This window comes from Paenibacillus sp. FW126-R14, from assembly GCF_058789495.1.
This window is the reverse complement of the sequence record NZ_JBYTBS010000081.1, coordinates 1-21,011: the sequence shown is the minus strand read 5'-3', so window position 1 is coordinate 21,011 and position 21,011 is coordinate 1. Positions and strand designations below refer to the sequence as shown.

The following is a 21,011-nucleotide window of genomic DNA, read 5'->3' as shown; positions in this document are numbered from 1 at the left end:
TCCTTAATATTTATCCCGATTTGTATTAGAATACGAACGAGATTTGTCGAATTTGTGTAGAATGTTTCCAGATTCAATGGTATAATTTTCAAAAATAGTCCATTATTCCTGCTTACACAACAAATTTCGCGAGGAGTCGGTCAGATTGGATAAAATGTCAACCTTATCTTTTAGAAAAAAGTTACAGCTAGGCTGCTATGCACTGATTGGATTGAACTGTGTATTTATTCTTGTTCTTACACTTTCTACAGAGTGGAACCGCTTACTAGGAATTATTTTCCTGATTGTCCTTCTCGCTTTAAGCTACCCTTTCATTAAATGGTTTGAGAACCAGCTAACGGAGCCAGTGGCCGATTTATCCCGGATCGCGCTTAATATTTCCAAAGGCGATTTTTCTCAAAAAGTGACGGTTACCTCCGACGATACCCTTGGGCAGCTTGGCCAATCCTTTAACAAAATGATTGATAAGCTCCGTGATATTCTTCGGGATACGGGATCTATTTCCAAACAAGTTTTTCAAACAAGCCGTGACATTTATTCCAAAAATGAAAACTTCCGCACGGTCCTGGAACAAGTAAGCATTTCGGCCCATGAGCTGGCTGCAGGCGCCGGACAAATCTCAGAAGAAGTATCCGGTGTTTCGGTAACCTCCAAAGACATTGAAGGAAAGATTGTCAACTATGCAGGATCTGCCAAAGAGATGAAACATCGCTCGGATCAGATGATGACTCTTGTGGAGAAGGGCCGCACCTCCGTTGAAAGCCAAGGGATCGGGATGAAGCGCAACGTGGAAGTGACGCAGCAAGTTTCCGAAACGATCGATATGCTCGCTCGTCAAGCGGCCGGCATCACCAATGTAACCCGCGCCATTTCGGAGATTGCCGAGCAAACGAATCTGCTCTCTCTTAACGCCTCCATCGAAGCGGCCAGAGCAGGCGAACACGGCCGGGGATTTGCTGTCGTCGCACAGGAGGTACGCAAGCTTGCTGAGGAATCCACTTCCCTTACCCGTGAAGTTTTCGGCTTTGTGAAAACCATCGAGCAAGGCATCCAGGAAGCTATTCGCAGCATTCAAGTCAACGAGGATGTCGTTAAGAAGCAAACCGTGCTGATCGATCAAACGGAAATCGTATTTTCCCAAATTGTCGACAGCGTTGGCTTTATTTCGGAAGAAATTACGCGTTTTGCGGAAGAAAGCGAACAGATGCTGGTAAGCTCCGAACAAATCGCGGCTGCCATGGAAAATATCTCGGCGATCACCGAGGAATCCGCTGCCGGTACGCAGGAAGTTTCGGCATCCATGAACGAACAGATAGCTACCGTACAAGGCATCGTTTCCCAAGCTGAGGAAATGACGCGCGTCGTGACACAGCTGCAGCAGACGATCCAAGTGTTCAAGCTATAAAGAATGGTGCAGGCAAGCTCAACTTGAGACCCGCCTATGTCACAAAAGGGATGCCCTCATGTAGATTATTCTACGTAGAGGACATCCCTTTTCTCTTACACCTGAACCTTATCTTCCGTCAGTTTCATGAATTCCTTCACATCTTGAACCGCCATATCGACAGCGCTTTGCCAGAAATCCGGCTCCGTCAAATCGACGCCGAGATGCTTCTGCGCAAGCTCTTCCACGTTCATGCTGCCTGTGTCTCTAAGCAGAGCGACATACTTATCTTCGAAGGCTGGGCCTTCTTGCGCGGCTCTCGCATAAATACCGGCACTAAACATATAGCCGAATGTGTACGGGAAGTTATAGAACGGCACATCGGTTGCATAGAAGTGCAATTTGGCTGCCCAGAAATGCGGATGATAGCTGCTTAACGCATCTTTGTAAGCAAGCTTCTGAGCGTCCACCATAAGCTCATTCAGGCGCTCCACGCTAACGAGACCTTGACGTCGTTCTGCGTAGAAGTTCGTTTCAAAAATGAATCTCGCATGAATATTCATGAAGAAGGCGATAGCCCGCTGGATTTTGTCTTCGAGCAAAATCATGCGTTCTTCGTCGGTAGAAGCGCTCTTCACAACCGCGTCCGAAACGATCATTTCTGCGAACGTAGACGCCGTTTCCGCGACGTTCATCGCATACTCCTGAGCGAGTGCCGGCATATCCTTCATCACGTGCTGATGATAGCCGTGGCCGAGCTCGTGCGCAAGCGTTGAGACGTTGTTCAGCGTGCCGCCGTACGTCATGAAGATGCGGGTCTCCCCAGCGATCGGGAATGACGTGCAGAAGCCGCCAGGACGCTTCCCAGCGCGATCTTCCGCTTCAATCCAGCGGTTCTCGAAGGCCATCTCCGAAAAGGCCGCCAGCTTCGGGCTGAAGCGCTCGAATTGCTGGGTGATGAGGCTTGCGCCTTCATCGTAAGAAATTTTCTTCGAAGAGTCGCCAAGCGGAGCATCGACATCTGCCCACGCCAATTTCTCGACGCCAAGCAGCTTCGCTTTACGGTTCAAGTAGTCCACGAAAATCGCTTTATTGCGGTCAATGACATCCCACATCACATTCAGCGTTTTCTCTTCCATCCGATTGATCGCCAGCGGCTCTTTATGTATGCTGTTCCAGCCTCTGTATTTATACACTTGGAGACGGAACCCGGCCAAATGGTTCAGCGCCTCTGCGCAGTAATCCTCTTTGTCCGTCCAGGCCTTTTCCCATCTATCGAAAAGCTCCAGCCGTTCTTCACGGTTCTCGGTGTGCAGCTTGTTAAAAGCTTGACCTGCCGAAAGCTCTACGGTCTCTCCGTCAACATCCACCGGCATACGGAATTGACCAACGGTCGAATTATACAAGTCGCCCCACCCATGATAGCCGTCTACGGCCAAATCATTAATTAATGCTTCTTGTTCAGGCGGCAGTTTTTCTTGTGCCAAGGCACGGCGTTCGTGCAGCGGAAATGCAATAGCTTGGAACGGCTCCTTCTGCAGCATCTCCGACCATACTTCGTCCGGAATGCCGGTCAGCACTTGATCGAAATGCGTGAGCGATGACAAATGTTCGGCGTACAAGCTTTTGACTTGTCCGTTTAATACCGGCGCTTTCTTATCCTTCTGGTTATCGGCGAGCAGACAGCCTACAAAAGAATCCGCCTCATGAATATGTTTCAAATTATGCTGGAGCAATTCGACCAGCTTGGCAAGGCCGTCTGTATCTGCTGCTTGCTGTGGCGATGGCGTGCTCCGCACTTGCTCTTGAAAAGCCGCAATCGAAGCTTGAAGCTCTTTCAGATGTGCTGCGAATGCAGAAGACTCGCTTCCGCCAGGGAAAAAGGTTTCTAAATTCCATGTTTGATTAAGAGGTAAATGAAGCAAAGCTATCACCTTTCCTTTCCATCTTTTATTAAATCATAACGGCGTATCAGGAGCAATCATCGTAATCTTACTCATTGCTTCTAGGTAAAAAGTATGATTCAATGAAATATAGTTCCTGCAAAAAAATCGGAACAGGATGGTGTGATCAAGAATGAAACCGTTACAAATATCTCCCGAAACAGCCGTCAAGCTGGCTGAACAGCTTAAAGTGCCATTGGAACATCTCATGCATATGCCACAACATATTTTACTTCAAAAATTAGCAGAGCTCGCGAAATCTTCCTCTTCGGAACAAAGCGAACCGGAATCGAAGTAAGCTGTGCTGTTTCCTTTTGCAAACACATGGCCTTATGACATTGTGATGAAGGACGTTTATGTGGCCGAATGTCCGTTTTGCCATAGCCCCAATGTGCTGCTGCCGCTGAAAGTCCACGAACTGAAATCCATTCACGAAGGCAAAAAAAAGCTGCTTGTATTCCCCTGCTGTCATAACAAGCTGACGCTCGTCGACACAGACCGCGATTATTTATTGGCGGACACCGCTATACGAACGAAACAATCGTAGCTTTCAAGCGCAAGGAGTAGAAAGAGTTCCTATGAATGAGTATCTCGTTCCTTTGACAAGTGCATGCACGTTAATTACGCTGAATTACGCGGCGATGAAAGTTCGCAGCAAGATGCTGTCCGATTCCTTCGAGCAGCTTCTTGCCCCTTTATTAACCGGCCTCGCTTGTATCATCATGATGCTGGAACCTCTGCCTGAGCCGCTCGGTTTGATTGATTTACGCTCCTTGCCCATCTTCATGGCCGGCCTTCGTTACGGACTGCCGATTGCCCTGCTGTCAACGGTCTTACCGATGGGTTTCGGCTTCATTTCGCATGAAAGCCATGTGTGGTTCAACATCGCCCAAGATCTGTTAGCCCCTGCGCTCATAAGCTCCTTGTTTCACAATAAAGAATACAAGAGCGGCTTCTTGGACATTCCTATTCGTCACGGGCTCCAAATATGCACTTATGTCTTTCTCATGCGATTGCTGATACACGGACTTTTCATAAACGGATTGTCCTGGCTGTATATGGGGGATCAGCTTTTTATGCTGGCCATCATGTCCGCCACTTTCATCACGGTTATCATGATGGTGAACGACGAGAATAAAAGCTGGCGAATGCAGCGCCAGATGGAACTGCAAGCCAATCAAGACAATTTAACCAAGCTGCCGAACCTGCGCAGCTTTATGCCGATTGCGAGCAATTCGCTGCTCAAACGGAAAATGTCCATCATGATGATTGATCTCGATAACTTCAAACAATATAACGATCTCTTCGGACATCTGGAGGGCGATCAATTGCTGAGAGAAATCAGCCATGTCCTTCGCCATCATATCCATGAAGAGGATTACCTCGCAAGATATGGCGGGGAAGAGTTTATTCTTCTCTGCACAGAGTCGGACCCGGTCCGGCTGGGCTTATACGCACAGCGATTATGCTTTCTGGCTGCTGATGCTTTTCAACATAAGAATCAGTCGATCGCAGCCCCCATCACCATCTCAATCGGCATTTCTACCGCGGAATCCACGCAGTCCGATTTGACTCAATTGATCTACGAAGCGGACCAAGCCCTTTATGAATCCAAACATCAAGGAAAAAATCGCTACACCCACTACACGGAAATCCAAGCCCTGAATCAAAAAATGAACGCTTAACTATGCAAGGGATGACAATTCCACCTCACATAGACAAGCGTTCATTTGATTTATCTGCAGTCTTAAGTAGCTTGTTTCATTTCCTCCGGCAGCTCCATACGAATCGCCAGCATATCCTCGCGGGTGACGACCCACTGCTCGCGGCTCGCCCGAATCATCGCGGCATCCATAATCTTACGGTCATTGATGATGCGCGAAAACCATTTGACCGCCTCATTGAAATGGCCCAATCTGCGGTTAAGTTCGCCCATTAAATACATCAGCCTGGCATTATTGAGCTCCATACCTTCATTCTCATATACGTGAACATAGGCATCCAGTGCAAAGGCCAGGAATCGCTTCTCTTGCTCCCAATCCCCTTTGGCTCTGTACAGCCATGCCAGATGATGCAGAAGTCCAGCAATAATGCGGGATTTCTCCTCTTTGATCTGCGCGCTGAGCAAGGCCAGCTTATAGCTCTGAATCGTTTCTTCCCACGTTCTTTCTCCGCTGTAACTGCGCACCGACCAGTTCTTGGCGACTCTCTCGTAGAAGGTTTCCCGTTGAGCCGGTTTCCATTTATCTGAAAAGTTTTCGGTATGCGCATAGCCGCAGTAAGGACAGATTCTCACCACATAATAGTCGGGGTTGATATCCTTATAATGAACGCAGAAATCCGCGTCTGTTTTACTCGCTTTTTTGAAACTGGGGCGAACCTTCATCGATTTGAAGGAATTGTCGCAATAAGTACATTTCACTGAAATCTCATACAAAGGTTCAACCATCTTGAAACCCCGCCTCATTTCTGAAAAAGTGTGGGAAAGAAGAACTATTCATCTTCAGGTGTGTTCACAAAGTGATAAGCGGAGCCTTTCAGCCGTTGCAGCAAAAATTCCCGGAGCTCATCCGGCAAGCCTACTTCCTGCATAGCTTCAGCCATACAGCTTAACCATGCGTCCGCACGTTCCACAGTAATAGGAAAAGCCATATGCCTGGCTCTCATCATAGGGTGCCCATGGACATCCGAATACAAGGTCGGACCTCCGAAAAATTGGCTTAAAAACATATATTGTTTATCCATAACAGGTTCGATGTCGGAGGGGAACAACGGTGCCAACAAGGGATGATTCTGTACTTTCGGATAGAAAGCCTCCACAATTCGGCGAACCGTCTCTGCTCCCCCCATCAATTCATAAAGCGTACTGCGATCTTGCTCTGACATGGTGAAATCCTCTCTGCTCGTAATGACTTAATAATATTCTACATCCTCATCACCTGCAGGCATGAGCGTTTCGCGAATGACAAACACAAACATGCAAACAGCCAATCCGGCAATGACACCTGTCATTTGAATCACTCCCGTTGCCTAGGATATAAGACTAGTACTAGTCCTATTTTACCATAAAACGACTCCCATAACAGTACCAAAGTCTAAGTTTTTTGGGCCGGCATGTATGTCCCATCCCTCTCATATAGTTGAGGAGGAGGTGTAAAAGTTCCATGGAGAAACGAAACTTTACCGCGGCCTTACTCATGGCTTTTGTCGTTATCGCCATTATTCTATGCTTATTTGCGTTTCCTCATGCCGGCCTTCAGGCAGCCTTACGCGGTGTTTCCATCTGGTGGGATGTGCTCTTCCCCGCACTCTTTCCCTTCTTCGTAATCTCTGAAATTCTGCTTGGCTTTGGGATCGTTCATTTCTTCGGCACACTTCTCGATCCGATCATGCGCCCCGTGTTCCGTATCCCTGGTATCGGCGGTTTCGTCGTCGCTATGGGCTTCGCAGCGGGCTACCCTGTCGCCGCCAAATTGACCTCCCAGCTGTGGACGCAAAAACTCGTGAACCGCGAAGAGGGGGAACGGCTCGTCGCATTTACAACAAGCTCTGACCCGATCTTCTTGATCGGAGCTGTTTCCATAGGCTTCTTCCATGATGCCTCATTGGCCATCATTCTGGCTGTAGCCCATTATGGAGGCTCCCTCCTGATTGGGCTTATGATGCGATTTCACGGCAGGAAAAGCCCGTCTACCGAGCCAAAGAGCGTCGGCAAAGGCAGCATGTGGAAGCGCGCATTCGATGCCATGCACACTGCGCGCTTATCCGATGGAAGATCGATCGGCGAGCTTCTCAGTCAATCTATCCTTCACTCGTTCAATTTAATTTTCGTCGTAGGTGGACTTGTTGTCTTCTTCTCCGTCGTATTGACGGTCTTAACCGAAGCTAGCGTCATGAACGCCATATACCTGCTTATCGATTCCATCTTGCGGTTTACGGGACTGCCCCTTGAACTCTCTCAAGCTGTCATGAACGGCCTGTTCGAGGTGACGATTGGCGCGAAGGCTGCGGGGAACGCTCCGGAGGCGCTGGCGCTGTCCAGCAAAGTCGCGATAGGGGCTTTTATCTTGTCCTGGGGCGGCATGTCGGTTCACGCGCAAATTGTCAGCCTGTTGAGCCATACCAACTTGCGCTACATGCCTTTTCTCGTTGCGCGCATGATCCACGCCCTGCTCTCCGCCGCGATTGTGCTCCTTATTTGGGAGCCTATGCAGGTTTTCCGGGGCTCACAAGCTGTGTTCCTGCCGCAATACGATCCCTCTTCTCCCGTTCTCAGCTATCTCAGACTGCTGCTGCCTGTGAGCGGAACGGCCATCCTGGCTGCTTTTACAGTCATTGCGGGGCTCTTTGCTGCATATTCCTTACTTAGACTCGTGTATGAAAAGGCTGGAGGAACAAGATAATATGGGTAATTACAAATTCTGATCATAAAGGGAGTGAACATCCAGATATGCAAAACGCCATCCTCAAAGTAGCAAGACCGTTGCCGCCTGCGATTGAGCGCTTGTCTGAGCTGGCCATCAACTTATGGTTCAGTTGGAACCATGATGCCTTGCAGCTTTTTGCACAAATGGATTCTGCCAAATGGGCTCAAGCCGGCCATAATCCCGTTCGCCTCCTTTACGATTTGGACGATGCCAGGCTCGATGAATTAAGCAATCATTCGGAGTTTCTAGCTCAATATCGACAAGTGATGAGCAATTTCGACGCCTATTTGAACGGTCCCACGTGGTTCCAAAGACAACACGGAGATCGCGGCTATGTGCAGGTTGCCTACTTCTCCGCCGAATTCGGCTTTCATGAATCTTTGCCGATCTATTCGGGAGGCCTCGGTATTTTGGCAGGCGATCATGCGAAATCGGCAAGCGATTTGGGCATTCCGTTAGCCGGTGTCGGCCTGCTTTATAAAAAAGGGTATTTTACGCAAAAAATCGATGCATCCGGCGGACAGCAAAGCGAATTATTTGAGTACGACTTCGCCAAGCTGCCGATCGCACCGGTTCTTCATGAAGGCGTTCACCGCACGATCTTGATCGATATGCCCGGCCGCGCCATCACCTTGCAGATTTGGCAGGTGCAAGTAGGCCGCAACCGGATCTATTTATTAGACACCGATCATGAGGCCAACAGTCCGGCAGATAAAGAGCTGACCGCACAGCTGTACGGCGGGAATCAAGATACCCGGATCGCCCAGGAAATTGTGCTTGGCATTGGCGGCGTTAAGGCGCTTCGCGCACTGGGCATCTATCCGAATGTGTATCACATCAACGAAGGCCACGCGGCTTTCCTCACCCTGGAGCGGTTAAGGGAGCTGCTGCATCTGGGTCTTCCTTTCCACGTGGCGGTGGAAACCGTCCGCTCCGCTACCGTATTCACCACCCATACGCCGGTGCCTGCCGGGCATGATACGTTCTCGATCGGGATGGTGGAGCACTATCTCGGGCCGCTGTTTCATGAGCTGCCGCGCCATAAACAAGCCATTATCACGCTCGGGCTTGACCATCACACAGGCCAGTTTAATATGACTCATTTGGCCCTGAATACAGCCGGACTGCGCAATGGCGTCAGTAAGCTGCACGGGCAAGTTTCGCGTGATATGTTCAAAGAATTTCATGGTCACATTGATGCCAATGAAGTTCCTATCGGCTCTATTACGAACGGGGTTCACTTGGATACGTGGCTAGCTCCGGGTTGGAAAGAGCTGCTGGATCGCTTCCTGCCGGGCACATGGCGGGAGGAGCAAAGCAACAGGCATCAATGGCAGCAAGTAGAAGTCATTCCCGACGAGTCCATCTGGAAAGTGCATCAGCTCTTGAAAGATAACCTGATTCGCTTCGCCCGCCACAATGTGATGGAGCAGCGCAAGCGTAACGGAGAATCGGAGGAGCGCATTGCGGAAGTCAGACAGTATTTGAATCCTAAAGCCCTGACCATCGGATTTGCCAGAAGGTTTGCCACATACAAGCGGGCAAATCTCATATTTAACGATTTGTACCGGCTGAAGAAATTAATCAATGATCCCGACCGGCCGGTCCAGTTTATTTTTGCCGGCAAAGCTCACCCGGCCGACTATCCCGGTCAGGAGCTTATCCGTGAAATTTACCGGATTTCGCAAATGAAGGAATTCATGGGCAAAGTCGTCATGCTTGAAAACTACGACATCAATATGGCCCGCTACCTCGTACAAGGCGTAGATGTCTGGCTGAACAACCCTCGAAGACCTCTGGAAGCCAGCGGCACAAGCGGGCAAAAAGCGGCTATGAACGGGGTTCTTAATTTTAGCGTGCTTGACGGCTGGTGGGAGGAAGGCTACAACGGGACGAACGGTTGGGCGATCGGTTCCACAGGTTCTGCCGACTGGGCGGTGCAGGAGAAAGAAAATACGCATTCCATCTACCACATCCTGGAGAAAGAAATCATTCCCTTGTACTACAATCAAGGAAGTCTTCCTCATCAATGGATCAACCGGATGAAGCGATCGATCCAATCGCTGAGTCCTGTGTATAATACACACCGGATGGTTCAGGATTATACGGAAGAAACGTATTTGCCGACAGCAGACCGGGCACGTCTGTTTGTCGCCAATCACTACGAGGTAGCGACGAAGGTTGCCGATTACAAGCAGTTTATCCGAAACAATTGGTATCAAGTCAAAATCATCGGCATCGATGACCGCTCCGCCAAATTGTCGACCGAAGTGCCTTTAAGCGAAATCAAACCGTCTACGAAGGAAGTTACCGCGCAGGTCCACTTCGGCCCTATTTGGCCGCAAGATACGGCCGTGGAAATCATTTACTATGAGGACAACGGCGAAAAATGGGAGCAAAGAATCATTGCCATGGAGCCTACGGGTGTGTTGGTAGATCACATACAGAGCTATAAAGCAACGATTCCCGGGCATCTCATCCATGGACCGCATTTTTCCATTCGCGTTCGGCCTGTTTCGACAAACTTTGCTCACTCCTTTGAGCTTTCTTTAGTCACCAGCACGTTATCCTGGCAATAAATGTATGATTTCCCCGATAAAGCCCCGTTAGGGGCTTTTCTTATTTTCTTTTATAAATTATTATGAAAAGAGGACTTACGGTATGTGCATGCGTTCATGAATGCAAATCTAACCACTTGGTGATGCTATGGATTGGAATAAGGCACTAGAATTGGCATATATCGCACCGAATTCGGACTGTCATTTGATTGTTGTCGGTGAATGTAAAGATGGGCAGCCGTTCTGCTATGAAGATAATTTCTCCATTGATAAAATTGGTGAGGACTCGTTCACCGTTTGTTTAGAAGTCTCGGGACTGTTTCCATTCGACAAACTTGAACATGTTTCATTTATTGAATTTTCTTTTAAAGACCGCGGAATTTTATATTATACCTATGTTGAGTTTCTACAACTCGAGTTAAAAAAGTCGATTTGTTACCTTACGCTCTCTATTCCCGAAGATCTTCAACAGCATCAGAACCGACAGCACAACCGGGCAAAGCTCTCCCTTCGAACTCCTATCACTCTTCAAATTGTCGGCATTCGCGGCTTATCCGCACGCAAGGGCGTCGCTTTCTCCGGACAGCTGCTTGATATTAGCGCGGGTGGTCTTTCTTTTGTTACGACGAACCGGCTTTTTTATCCCTTAATTCTGGAGTTCAGCTTCATTCTGTCAGGGTTTCCCGGGCCGATTACCGCCTATGGCGAAATTGTCAGGGTGACAAATTTCAGCAACGATTTATACCGGGTCGCTGCCAAATTTCGGCATACGCCAGAGTCCATCCTGCAAGAAATTGACAAATACTGCACGCTTCAATAGGAGGAAAACGATTGAAATACAACGTCATTGAACGAGGCGATGATATCTCCAAAGAGTTAACAGCGCGGTTCCATGCGCTGGCAGCCAAGCAAGGCATGCCCCGGGATGAAGCGAATCCCGACATTGTCCTTTCCATTGGCGGGGATGGCACGATGCTTCAAGCCTTTCATAATTACGTACATCAACTGGATCATATTGCCTTCGTCGGTATTCATACGGGGCATCTGGGCTTTTTTGCAGATTGGAAACCGAATGAATTAGACCATCTCGCATCGCTCATGTTCAGTGTGAGCACTCCTGAGGAGCTTCATGTTGTTCAGTATCCCGTTGTAGAAATCGAAATCACGACTGACAAAGGCGTGGAGACGCATCTGGCGCTCAACGAATTTACGCTGCGGGGCATCGAAGTATCGCTGGTTGCGCGCCTGCACATCAACGATGAAATGTTCGAAATGTTCCGCGGGGACGGTATCTGCATTTCCTCGCCGGCCGGCAGCACAGCTTATAACAAAAGCTTAGGCGGAGCGATGGTTCATCCATCCTTGGAAGCCATTCAAATCGCAGAGATCGCTTCTATCAACAACAGAGTCTATAGAACGCTTGGCTCCTCGATGATTTTGCCAAAGCACCATCATTGCGACATTTATCCGAAAGCCCAGCAAAATATGCTGCTTTCCCTTGATCATAAGTACATGCAGCGGAGTGATGTCGTTTCGATCCGCTGCCGTGTTGCCTCCCATGTCAAAGTGAAGTTTGCCAGATTCCGTCCTTTCCCGTTCTGGAACAGGGTACGCGAAGCTTTCGTTGGCTTAGAGGTAAAATAAGGTTAAAAAAAGACGCCCTCCTTCTCTCTCGAGTTGAATGGCGTCTTTTCGGTTTATGACGTGGTTGCCGAAGCTTCCGATGCGGCCTGATGCTGCTTATTTCCATTCACTTTCTCAATAATGAAATAGGCGCAGCCAAAGTTGCAGTACTCATTCAAGTAATCCTGAAGAGCGGCAATGGAAGTTTCCTTCGTCGCTTTAGGGTGGATTTCCTTAAAGAAACCTCTCAGCCTTAACTGGCTGTAACCCCAATCGCCAACAATATAATCATAACGCTCTAATACTTCGCTGAAGCGTTCTTTGAAAACTTCAAAGTTCCAGCCATTTTTATGGTCGGTAACGAGCTCATATGTTTTATTAGCAATATGAATCATGATGTTAGGAAGCTCTCCTTTCTATGATCCGTTCGTTGTCTACACGTTCGATGCGGCTTGAACCTGTTCATGAGCATGATAGGAGCTGCGCACCAAAGGCCCTGACTCTACATGCTTGAACCCGCGCTTCATTCCCTCTTCTTTGAGGAGGGAGAACTGTTCCGGCGTATAGTATTGGGATACGGCCAGATGTTTGGTGGACGGCTGCAAATATTGACCGATTGTCATAATGTCGCAATCAACCGCACGCAAATCGTCCATGGTTTGCAGAACCTCATCCCACTCCTCGCCTACACCAAGCATAATGCTGGATTTGGTCGGGATCCCCGGTGCCATCCGCTTGGAGCGCTGAAGCAGTTCCAATGAGCGGTGATATTTCGCTTTGGAACGGACGCGGTCGGACATGCGTTCAACCGTCTCCATGTTATGGTTCAAAATATCAGGCTTCGCCTCAAGGACGACAGCCAAAGATTCTTCACGGCCCAAGAAATCGGGAATCAGCACTTCTACGGTGCATAGAGGCAATTTACGGCGAATCGCTTTAATGGTTTCCGCGAAAATCATCGCGCCGCCATCCTGCAAATCATCGCGCGCAACCGAAGTTACGACACAATGGCGCAGCCCCATCTGCATGGCGGCGTCAGCCACTCGTTCCGGCTCTTGCAGATCCAGCTCCGTCGGCAGCCCCGTCTTAACCGCGCAAAAACGGCAGGCTCGCGTACAAATGTCGCCCAGAATCATGAAAGTAGCGGTTCGATTCGCCCAGCACTCATGAATATTCGGGCACCTGGCTTCCTCGCAAACCGTATGCAGCGTTTTGGAACGCATCATTGATTTTATTTCTTTGAAATTTTCATCTGTTTTCAGATTAATTTTTAACCAGTCTGGTTTTCTCTCTAATGGTTTTGTAGGCATTATATTTCCCGCCTTTTTTTTGGTTTCTCAATGTTGCTATTATATCATGAATGCCCGACAAAACAATCCACTTTGCCTGTCAGTTGTGATACACTTATCTGGATGGACCAAAACAGCTCAGCTTTTTACATATAGGCTGTATGGGAGGGAAGAAACATGAGCATACAAGAAATAACGCGCGAGAAGGACCGCAAGCTTGGTGAAATTTTAAGAGGCATGGGCCGTGTATTGATTGCCTTCTCCGGAGGCGTAGACAGTACATTCGTCCTCAAGCGTGCACAGCAAGAGCTCGGCGATCAAGTTCTAGCCGTCACAGCCGCCTCCGAAACGTTCCCAACGCGGGAATTCGACGCAGCCGTTGAGCTTGCTGAACAAATCGGTGTCCCACTGTATAAAACAGAGGTCAAAGAATTGGAGAACGCGAATTTCGTCGCCAATAATCCGGACCGCTGCTACCATTGCAAAACAGGTTTATATTCACATTTGCAGCAATTAGCCAAAGAATTAGGTTACCCCTACATTCTGGACGGCTCGAATATGGATGATCTCGGCGATTACAGACCGGGGCTGCAAGCTAAGAATGAGCAAGGGGTCCGCAGTACTTTGCAAGAAGCAGGGATGACCAAGGACGAAATCAGACAACTTTCCAAAGAGCTGGGTTTGCGCACTTGGAATAAACCGTCTTTTGCTTGTCTGTCCTCCCGTATTCCTTACGGAACGCAAATTGAGAAATGGAAAATTGACCAGTTGGACGAAGGGGAGTATTTCCTGTCCCAGCTTGGTTTATATCAAGTGCGCGTGCGTCACCATGAGAAGATTGCCCGGATCGAAGTTATGCCGGATGAGATACATAAAGTGGTGGAGCACCGTGACGCAATTTATGAAAAGTTCAGTAAGCTCGGCTTTACTTACGTAACGCTGGATTTGCAGGGCTACCGAACCGGCAGCATGAACGAAGTGCTTTCGAAGGAAACCAAAGAAAAGGTGAAAGAAGCATCCTTATGATGGACTTGGAAAAGATTTTGAAGCTCGTTCAGACAGGTGATCTGGACGTCGAAGAAGCCAAAAGGCAAATCATCAAGGAAGGCAGCGAGGGTGGCCCCGGCAACCTTGATCTTGGATTTGCCCAGCTGGACATCGATCGCGAGAAGCGGACCGGCTTCCCCGAAGTCATTTTCGGGGAAGGCAAGACCGCCGAGCAGATCGAGGCGATCTTCCGGCGGCTGACGGAGCACACCGACCGCGTGCTCGCCACGCGGGTCGACGCCGCCAAAGCCGCCCATGTTGTCGCTGCCGTGGAAGGTGTCACCTACCACGAAACCGCCCGGTCGCTCACTTGGTTCAAGCGACCGATGTTGAAAGTCCACGACGGCTACATCGCCGTCGTGTGCGCAGGCACCTCCGACCTCCCCGTGGCGGAGGAGGCCGCTCTTACGGCAGAATGCCTGGGCAGCCACGTCGAACGCGTGTTCGATGTGGGCGTAGCCGGCATTCACCGGCTCTTCCGCCGGCTGGAGCTCATTCGCGGTGCTAACGCGATTGTGGTCGTCGCCGGCATGGAAGGCGCGCTCGCCAGCGTCGTTGGCGGGCTCGTGTCCAAACCGATCGTCGCAGTGCCGACGAGCATCGGTTATGGCGCGCACCTTGCAGGCGTGGCTCCCTTGTTGTCGATGTTGAACAGTTGTTCGCCCGGCATCTCCGTCGTGAACATCGACAACGGTTTTGGAGCAGGCTATTACGCAGGGCTCATTAACAAAAATATGTCGAAACGAGCGTGAGATCCGTACCATGCGTATTCTATATTTGGACTGCTTCTCCGGAATCAGCGGAGATATGACTCTCGGCGCTTTGGTTGATGCAGGAGCAGACCGGACTTATATTGAAGATGAGCTTACCAAAATCAAGCTGGAACCCTACATGCTGGAGTGGAAACGCGTCATTAAGCGTGGCATCTCCGCGCTGAAACTCGATGTGGTCCTGGATCCGCAGCATCCGCCAAAGCATCACCGCCATTATTCGGAAATTGTCAAAGTGATTCAAGAGGCAGGATTTAATGAGCGGGTTACATCCCTCAGCCTAGCCATCTTTGAAAAAATCGGCATCGCCGAAGCGAAAATTCACGGTATTCCCGTTGAAAAAGTGCATTTCCACGAAGTCGGGGCGATCGACTCCATTGTCGACATCGTGGGCGTAGCTTTGGCGATCGACTCTCTGCAAATCGAGCGTATCTTTGCTTCTCCTGTACCGCTGGGCTCAGGAACCATACATATCGATCATGGGACGTATCCGGTACCCGCTCCGGCAACTTTGGAAATGATGCGCGGTTTACCCATCGCCTCTACCAACTACAGCCTGGAGATGACCACGCCAACAGGCGCCGGCATTATTTCCGGTATCGTTGACGAATTTTCCAAGAGCTTCCCTCCGATGATCGTAGATACGATCGGATATGGTGCAGGCACACGGGATTTACCTAACCAACCCAATGTGCTCCGCGTCGTAGTCGGTAAAGTAGATCCTTTCATTGGCAAATGGCAGGTCGGCCATGAACATCTGGCTCACGATCACAGCCATAGCCACGGTCATACGCATGATGATCACCATCACCACCATGATCATACACATGATGATCATCATCACCATGATCATGATCATGATCACTCTCATTCACATGGTCACTCACACGCGCATTCTCATGACCATCAATAACAACAAAAACGCCTCTTCCTTAAAGCATTAGGAGGAGGCGCTTTTTTGCTGCTGCATGAACTGCAGTCTGGCTTCTTCGTAAACCATTTTCAAAGGCACGCTATGTTCTTTGGCCACTTGTTCACATTCTTTAAACTCCGGCGCGAATTGCACGAGTTTCCCTTGGTGGTAGCCAACTTTTATCGTTAGCCATCCCCACTTGGTTTGTACTTGTTGGAACTCTCGAGCCAGTCTATGACAGGAAGCATGCAAATACCGAACGCCCAGTGTCGTTGTCTCCCCAAAGATCACGTCCTCCATGACGGACAGCCGTTCCTCTGGGACCAGCACATTCAGCATCATGCCCGGGCGCCCTTTTTTCATAATAATCGGGACCACAAACACATCGTTTGCACCGGCATCGAACAGCTTATCCATAATATAAGAAACCCACTCCGGGTTCATATCGTCCAAATTCGCCTGAATTAACAGCATGCCATCGTCCACATGCTCATCCCTGTGATTAAAATTCACGGTGCTCACCTCATACAGGCATCATAGCAAAAAACGGAGAACAACGAAAGATGTGGGGATAAACATCCTGCGATGCGCACATCCTAAGAGCGAACAATTCAGGAAGGACGATAGTGATGAAAAGCAAACCTTTTTGGTCGCGTGTTCTAATTTGTTGCCTCCTCCTATCAGCAGCCGAATCAAACTCGCACGCAAACCTAGCTGCAACCCAAGGCGGTATCTCTGATCATTCATTTGCCCCATCTGCCGCTAAGGTTAAACCTAACCTGAATGCCGAGCGGAAGGAGCTTTTTGAAAAAACGAGTATACTTTCTGATATTCCCTGGTTTTATCTGGCAGCTGTCGATCAATATGAAAGAACAATGAATATCGTAAAGAAAAGACCTGTTCACAAAGGGATTACCAGCATTTACTTTCCTGAATCGGATTGGGCAGGCTTGCTGAACCCGGACCAGAAGGACACGAATCCAAACAGCATTTCCTTCTTCCACGGCTTCGGCCGGGACGGCACGGGGGACGGGATCGCCGAACGCAATAACGACTTGGACATACTGGCTTCGATGGCCTTCCTGATGAGCAAAAACGGAACTAAAGAAGCGAATTTACTCATTAACCTATGGAATTATTATCAAAATTCGCGCAGCGTTGAGCGGATCAAACAATTCGCTACCATTTATGCCACACTGGATACGCTGGACCTTGGAGAGCATGCCTTCCCGCTGCCAGTGAGCGCAGATTACTCCTATCGCAGCACTTGGGGCGACAGCCGCGGCTGGGGAGGGCACCGCTCGCATGAAGGCACGGATCTTTTTGCCCGATATGGCGTTCCTGTCAGAAGCACTTGTTACGGCATAGTGGAAGTGAAAGGCTGGAATCCATACGGCGGTTGGCGGATTGGGATTCGTGACACGAACAACATTTACCACTACTACGCGCATCTCTCCGGGTTTCACAAAGGGATCAAAGAAAACGACATCGTCAAACCCGGTCAAACCATCGGTTGGGTCGGCAGTTCGGGCTACGGCAAGCCGGGGACATCCGGGAAATTCCCGCCCCACCTCCATTTTGGCCTGTACCGGGACAATGGGTTAGCCGAGTGGAGCTTCGACCCATACCCCTCCCTGCGGAAGTGGGAGCGCGAAGATCGGAATAAACGAAAAAAATAAGCCGCGCTCTTAAGGAGCCGGCTCTTTTTGTGTTGTTTCTTTCGAATGAACCCCATCGTCCTTGGGCGTTGTTGTTCCGACGTTCGGAATCTGAGGAAGCGACAGGCTGGGAGGTCCTGCATTCTTATTCCCTCCAACCGGATTGCCTTTGTTATCATAGTAATACGTGGGAACATCCCCTACGACCAGGGAATATGAAATGGGAATTTCCGTTTCTACGATTTCCGTATCCGAATCAAATGGAATAATGACCGATACTTCAGCAATAATGCGAACATAGACTTCAAATATTACCATATTTATCCCTGCATTTTGCGAACGCGTATTTAAATCAACTTTCACATTGCCGACCGGTAGAAATCTGACCGGAATATCAGGGCCAAATGAGGAGAGGATCGCGCTGTTTACGGCCTGCCCGACCGGTACGTGCTCGGAGATGGATTGCAAATGATCAAGCTCGCCCTGCACCGTTTTTATGGTTTCCGAGGTGATGCGCATATGTTCATTATAATTGAGCATGAATCCTGTGATTTTCCCGTTTTTGTCCATTTTCCAGTCAATTAGCTGCTCTGCGTTCGTATTCCCTGCCACATGATCCGCAATGGCGCTATTGATCGCCTGTGTCGCTATCTGTTTAATGCGGACTTTCGCTAAATTCATCAGCGGGGGCCTCAGATTACGCTCAACAAAAATAAAAAACTGCACACAAAATAAGACAAAGATGAGGAGACTGATCAACAGCACCTTTTTCCGGTTCGATTTCCCTGTAGGTCTGCTTTTCCACCGTCGCCTTTGCAGCATCTCCTTCCCCCCTAGCCCCGCTTGTCATTAGTACTACCTTATGCGGACATGAAGTGAAAAAGAAGCTTTTGGGCACGACGCCGTTCCCTCAGGAAATCTACTCGCATCCATAGGCTTATCCTTCATAGTAGCTTTCATCTGAGCGGCAAAGCCAACTTCCCCCCAGTGTGGGAACTATGATCCTCTATTTCCTAAATAATCGGCACTTCCGCGGGTAAGGGGGAACTATGGTCCGTTATTTTATCAATTTCCGGCAACTTGCTGGCTATTGGGGGCATATAAGACCCTGTAGTTCCGTCTCAGCCATAAAAGCAGTCATCCAGCCAAAATAACGCCCTGTAGTTACCCAATTTGCCCAAGCGTTGAAACCACCCCCTCTTCCTCAAAAAGCAAACTCTACTCACTCGTACCTGCAACTGAGTCGGTGAGGTTGGTGGGTCTGGTCGGTTTGGTGAGTCTGGTTGCTCTTGGTGCTCTTGGTGCTTTTGGTGCTCTTAGTGCTCTTGGTGCTCTTGGTGCTCTTGGTGCTCTTGGTGCTCTTGGTGCTCTTGGCGCTCTTGGCGGATCATTTCAGGCATATAAGACTCTGTAGTTCTGTCTCAGCTAATCGAAAAGCTGTCCCGTAAGCAGTGTTTGCCGCTTCTGGGACAGCCTCTAGAGAGTTATGCTTAGTATCGATCCATAATTAGCTGTGTTTTTAATGAATCCTGCGCTAGAAACCATCCTTTTGCCTGTAAATAGGCAATAAGCTCATCATGCTTGGCTGAGGCTGTCGCTTGGCTGCTCGTTTTGAAGGATGCTTCCACGACGTATTCGGTTCCTGTGCCTGCCGCATTCAGAATGGGCCACACTTCAATGTACAATTTCTGGCCGCTCCACGTACCGATTGAGCGCTTGGCAAGAACGGGGCCATAGATTCGCGACGATGACAGCTTGCTAGTCCCCCACCCGCTCGATACCCAGTTGTTAAATTTATCTGGCGCGTTATTGATTAGAAGACTGCGTGAATCGGCTTGATTAGGAAGATCCATCCCGCTATAACCCGATTTGCTGCCGCTTTTGGTTCTAGTGATGCTTAATGTTTTCTTCTGGTATCCCCATTCGATTTGAGCCTCATAGCCGGTATCCCCGGAATTAAAGCCCTCCTGATTGGCTAACGTAAGGGCGCCATTGATGTCATCGCCGGTGATAGCATAGCGCTTCTTATAACTGAGCTCGAAATCATTCTCTCCCTCTGTCTTGCGAATACGCGGACTCCATCCGTTGTTGTAAATATCCTTGGCGTTCGTGTCCATAAATTGAACGTTCATCTTCGTTACGGTGTCCGGCATGCCAAACGCAGTCTTCACGCTGCTTGTGAGCTTGAAGTCCGCGCCCAGCACGACATTCGGATTAAGCAGAAGCTTGACCTCATAATCCGGTACCATGTTGCTTGCTGCCGACACCTCCTGCGGCGCCCCGCCAAATCCAACCAGCGTGCTTGTTCCTACAACCATAGCCATGACCATCTGTAAAGCCTTTTTCTTGAACATCAATTCATCTCCTTTAGCCTATTTGGTAAGGTTTCCCTTCCAGAAAAGAGCATAAAGAAGTTTTGTCATTGGATTGTCAGCCGGGCATGTGTTTTTTGTAAAAGCGTTTACTCGCTCTAGACGGAGTTACGCAAATATTGGAAAAAGCTATCAAAGAAAGAGGAACGAATCCGGTCTTCGTTATACGTGAAAAAGATGTAGCGTTTAAAAGGATTTTGCGGAATTTCACGATACACCAGCTCGCCATGCTGCATCTCTTTGGCAATCGCCATCTTAGAAATAACCGAGACGCTGTCGCCCGTTAAGACGGCCTGCTTAATGGCCTCCAAGGAGTCCATCTCCATGACCGGCTTAAGTTCAATGCCTAAGCTTTTGGCCCATTTCAATGTCATGGTTCGCGTACTTGATTCTTGCCCGTGCAAAATAAATGGAACGTCCTGCAATAGTTCAGGATGAAGAACGGCGTGTCTAGCCAACCGATGCTGCGGGTTAAAGAAGAAAACCAATTCGTCTTCACATAATGTTTCGCCAATGAGGGGCGCCCATTGAAATGGCTCTGCCGACATAATGCCGATATCGATCTCGTGATTCAAAAGCATTTCTTGAAGGACAGGAGAGGTCCTGACCGTGAGGGAGATGGAGATGTGCGGATACCGTTTGGAAAAGGCGCTAAGTATGCTCGGGAGCACATACGTGCCTGGCACATAGCTCGCTCCAATTTTCAAGTGCCCGCTCCCTCTTTCATCGAATTCCTTCACGACTCTCTCGGCTTCTTGGGCCAGAGCATTAATTTTTTTGGCGTAATGGTTAAGGGATTGGCCTGCATCCGTCAAATGGACTTTCCCTGCTTTTGAATAAAATAGACTGACTCCTAGTTCCTGCTCCATGCTTTTCATATGAAATGAAACCGTCGGCTGCTTCAGCCCTAATTGGTCGGCAACGGTAGTAATTCGTTTATGCTTATCCAGCAATTCGATAATTTGAAGCTTAATTAGATTCCAATTCATTGTACGATTCTCCTTATCATTCATGCTCTCACCATTAT

21 protein-coding genes are annotated in these 21,011 nt (G+C 49.1%); 12 read left to right on the top strand and 9 right to left on the bottom strand.

What is annotated here, in order from left to right:
- Positions 1–154 precede the first annotated feature (154 nt).
- Complete coding sequence (locus AC3WRW_RS30560; RefSeq protein ID WP_492549986.1) at positions 155–1,405, top strand: methyl-accepting chemotaxis protein; 1,251 nt, start codon at positions 155–157, stop codon at positions 1,403–1,405.
- Between the two features lie 95 nt (positions 1,406–1,500).
- Here the strand turns inward: AC3WRW_RS30560 and AC3WRW_RS30555 are convergent, their stop codons facing one another.
- Positions 1,501–3,318 carry a M3 family oligoendopeptidase gene (locus tag AC3WRW_RS30555; protein ID WP_492549983.1) on the bottom strand — a complete coding sequence of 606 codons (1,818 nt, stop codon included), beginning with the start codon at positions 3,316–3,318 and terminating at the stop codon, positions 1,501–1,503.
- A gap of 142 nt (positions 3,319–3,460) precedes the next feature.
- Between AC3WRW_RS30555 and AC3WRW_RS30550 the strand changes: the two genes are divergently transcribed.
- Genes AC3WRW_RS30550 through AC3WRW_RS30540 form a run of 3 tightly spaced genes read left to right on the top strand, consistent with a single transcriptional unit; the run spans position 3,461 to position 5,012 of the window.
- Positions 3,461–3,625, top strand: a complete 165-nt coding sequence (locus AC3WRW_RS30550) for a YycC family protein (protein ID WP_492549982.1) — start codon at positions 3,461–3,463, stop codon at positions 3,623–3,625.
- 6 nt (positions 3,626–3,631) lie between these two features.
- Positions 3,632–3,874, top strand: a complete 243-nt coding sequence (locus AC3WRW_RS30545) for a hypothetical protein (protein ID WP_492549985.1) — start codon at positions 3,632–3,634, stop codon at positions 3,872–3,874.
- Positions 3,875–3,905: 31 nt separating this feature from the next.
- Positions 3,906–5,012, top strand: coding sequence for a GGDEF domain-containing protein (locus AC3WRW_RS30540; RefSeq protein WP_492549981.1), 1,107 nt, complete (start codon positions 3,906–3,908; stop codon positions 5,010–5,012).
- 62 nt (positions 5,013–5,074) lie between these two features.
- Here AC3WRW_RS30540 and AC3WRW_RS30535 read toward each other — a convergent pair whose 3' ends face one another.
- Together AC3WRW_RS30535 and AC3WRW_RS30530 are read right to left on the bottom strand one after the other, a co-directional pair.
- Positions 5,075–5,776 carry a DUF2225 domain-containing protein gene (locus AC3WRW_RS30535; protein ID WP_492549980.1) on the bottom strand — a complete coding sequence of 234 codons (702 nt, stop codon included), beginning with the start codon at positions 5,774–5,776 and terminating at the stop codon, positions 5,075–5,077.
- A 44-nt stretch (positions 5,777–5,820) separates the two neighbouring features.
- Positions 5,821–6,213, bottom strand: a complete 393-nt coding sequence (locus AC3WRW_RS30530) for a globin domain-containing protein (RefSeq protein ID WP_492549979.1) — start codon at positions 6,211–6,213, stop codon at positions 5,821–5,823.
- 278 nt (positions 6,214–6,491) lie between these two features.
- Between AC3WRW_RS30530 and ylbJ the strand changes: the two genes are divergently transcribed.
- The 4 genes from ylbJ (at position 6,492) to AC3WRW_RS30510 (ending at position 11,956) form a co-directional block, all read left to right on the top strand.
- Positions 6,492–7,730: a sporulation integral membrane protein YlbJ gene (gene ylbJ, locus AC3WRW_RS30525; protein WP_492549978.1), complete on the top strand. Its 1,239-nt coding sequence runs from the start codon at positions 6,492–6,494 to the stop codon at positions 7,728–7,730.
- 47 nt (positions 7,731–7,777) lie between these two features.
- On the top strand, positions 7,778–10,333 hold the full coding sequence (glgP, locus tag AC3WRW_RS30520) for an alpha-glucan family phosphorylase (RefSeq protein WP_492549977.1): 2,556 nt from the start codon (positions 7,778–7,780) through the stop codon (positions 10,331–10,333).
- Between the two features lie 127 nt (positions 10,334–10,460).
- Positions 10,461–11,132: a flagellar brake protein gene (locus AC3WRW_RS30515; RefSeq protein ID WP_492549976.1), complete on the top strand. Its 672-nt coding sequence runs from the start codon at positions 10,461–10,463 to the stop codon at positions 11,130–11,132.
- Between the two features lie 11 nt (positions 11,133–11,143).
- Positions 11,144–11,956, top strand: coding sequence for an NAD kinase (locus tag AC3WRW_RS30510; RefSeq protein WP_492549975.1), 813 nt, complete (start codon positions 11,144–11,146; stop codon positions 11,954–11,956).
- Positions 11,957–12,009: 53 nt separating this feature from the next.
- Here the strand turns inward: AC3WRW_RS30510 and AC3WRW_RS30505 are convergent, their stop codons facing one another.
- Together AC3WRW_RS30505 and lipA are read right to left on the bottom strand one after the other, a co-directional pair.
- Positions 12,010–12,330 carry a YutD family protein gene (locus tag AC3WRW_RS30505; RefSeq protein ID WP_492549974.1) on the bottom strand — a complete coding sequence of 107 codons (321 nt, stop codon included), beginning with the start codon at positions 12,328–12,330 and terminating at the stop codon, positions 12,010–12,012.
- 39 nt (positions 12,331–12,369) lie between these two features.
- Positions 12,370–13,248 (bottom strand): lipoyl synthase, encoded by an 879-nt coding sequence (gene lipA, locus AC3WRW_RS30500; protein WP_492549984.1) that lies wholly within the window; start codon positions 13,246–13,248, stop codon positions 12,370–12,372.
- Positions 13,249–13,401: 153 nt separating this feature from the next.
- On the opposite strand from lipA, the gene larE reads away from it, so the two are divergent.
- Genes larE through larC form a run of 3 tightly spaced genes read left to right on the top strand, consistent with a single transcriptional unit; the run spans position 13,402 to position 15,954 of the window.
- A complete protein-coding gene (larE, locus tag AC3WRW_RS30495) occupies positions 13,402–14,250 on the top strand; it encodes an ATP-dependent sacrificial sulfur transferase LarE (RefSeq protein ID WP_492549973.1) in 849 nt (282 codons plus the stop codon).
- Entirely contained in the window at positions 14,247–15,023 is a 777-nt protein-coding gene (gene larB, locus AC3WRW_RS30490) for a nickel pincer cofactor biosynthesis protein LarB (protein WP_492549972.1), read from the top strand. The genes larE and larB overlap by 4 nt, the downstream gene beginning before the upstream one ends.
- 10 nt (positions 15,024–15,033) lie before the next feature.
- Positions 15,034–15,954, top strand: coding sequence for a nickel pincer cofactor biosynthesis protein LarC (gene larC, locus AC3WRW_RS30485; protein WP_492549971.1), 921 nt, complete (start codon positions 15,034–15,036; stop codon positions 15,952–15,954).
- A 27-nt stretch (positions 15,955–15,981) separates the two neighbouring features.
- Here the strand turns inward: larC and larC2 are convergent, their stop codons facing one another.
- Positions 15,982–16,467, bottom strand: coding sequence for a nickel pincer cofactor biosynthesis protein LarC2 (larC2, locus tag AC3WRW_RS30480; protein WP_492549970.1), 486 nt, complete (start codon positions 16,465–16,467; stop codon positions 15,982–15,984).
- A gap of 116 nt (positions 16,468–16,583) precedes the next feature.
- On the opposite strand from larC2, the gene AC3WRW_RS30475 reads away from it, so the two are divergent.
- The gene (locus tag AC3WRW_RS30475; RefSeq protein WP_492549969.1) at positions 16,584–17,633 is read left to right on the top strand and encodes a M23 family metallopeptidase; all 1,050 of its coding nucleotides are present in this window, start codon (positions 16,584–16,586) and stop codon (positions 17,631–17,633) included.
- A gap of 9 nt (positions 17,634–17,642) precedes the next feature.
- On the opposite strand, the gene yunB is transcribed toward AC3WRW_RS30475, so the two are convergent.
- From yunB to AC3WRW_RS30460, 3 genes are all read right to left on the bottom strand, one after another.
- Complete coding sequence (gene yunB / locus AC3WRW_RS30470) at positions 17,643–18,434, bottom strand: sporulation protein YunB (RefSeq protein ID WP_492549968.1); 792 nt, start codon at positions 18,432–18,434, stop codon at positions 17,643–17,645.
- A 668-nt stretch (positions 18,435–19,102) separates the two neighbouring features.
- Positions 19,103–19,966 (bottom strand): hypothetical protein, encoded by an 864-nt coding sequence (locus AC3WRW_RS30465; protein ID WP_492549967.1) that lies wholly within the window; start codon positions 19,964–19,966, stop codon positions 19,103–19,105.
- A 116-nt stretch (positions 19,967–20,082) separates the two neighbouring features.
- Positions 20,083–20,973 carry a LysR substrate-binding domain-containing protein gene (locus AC3WRW_RS30460; RefSeq protein ID WP_492549966.1) on the bottom strand — a complete coding sequence of 297 codons (891 nt, stop codon included), beginning with the start codon at positions 20,971–20,973 and terminating at the stop codon, positions 20,083–20,085.
- Positions 20,974–21,011: the final 38 nt, after the last annotated feature.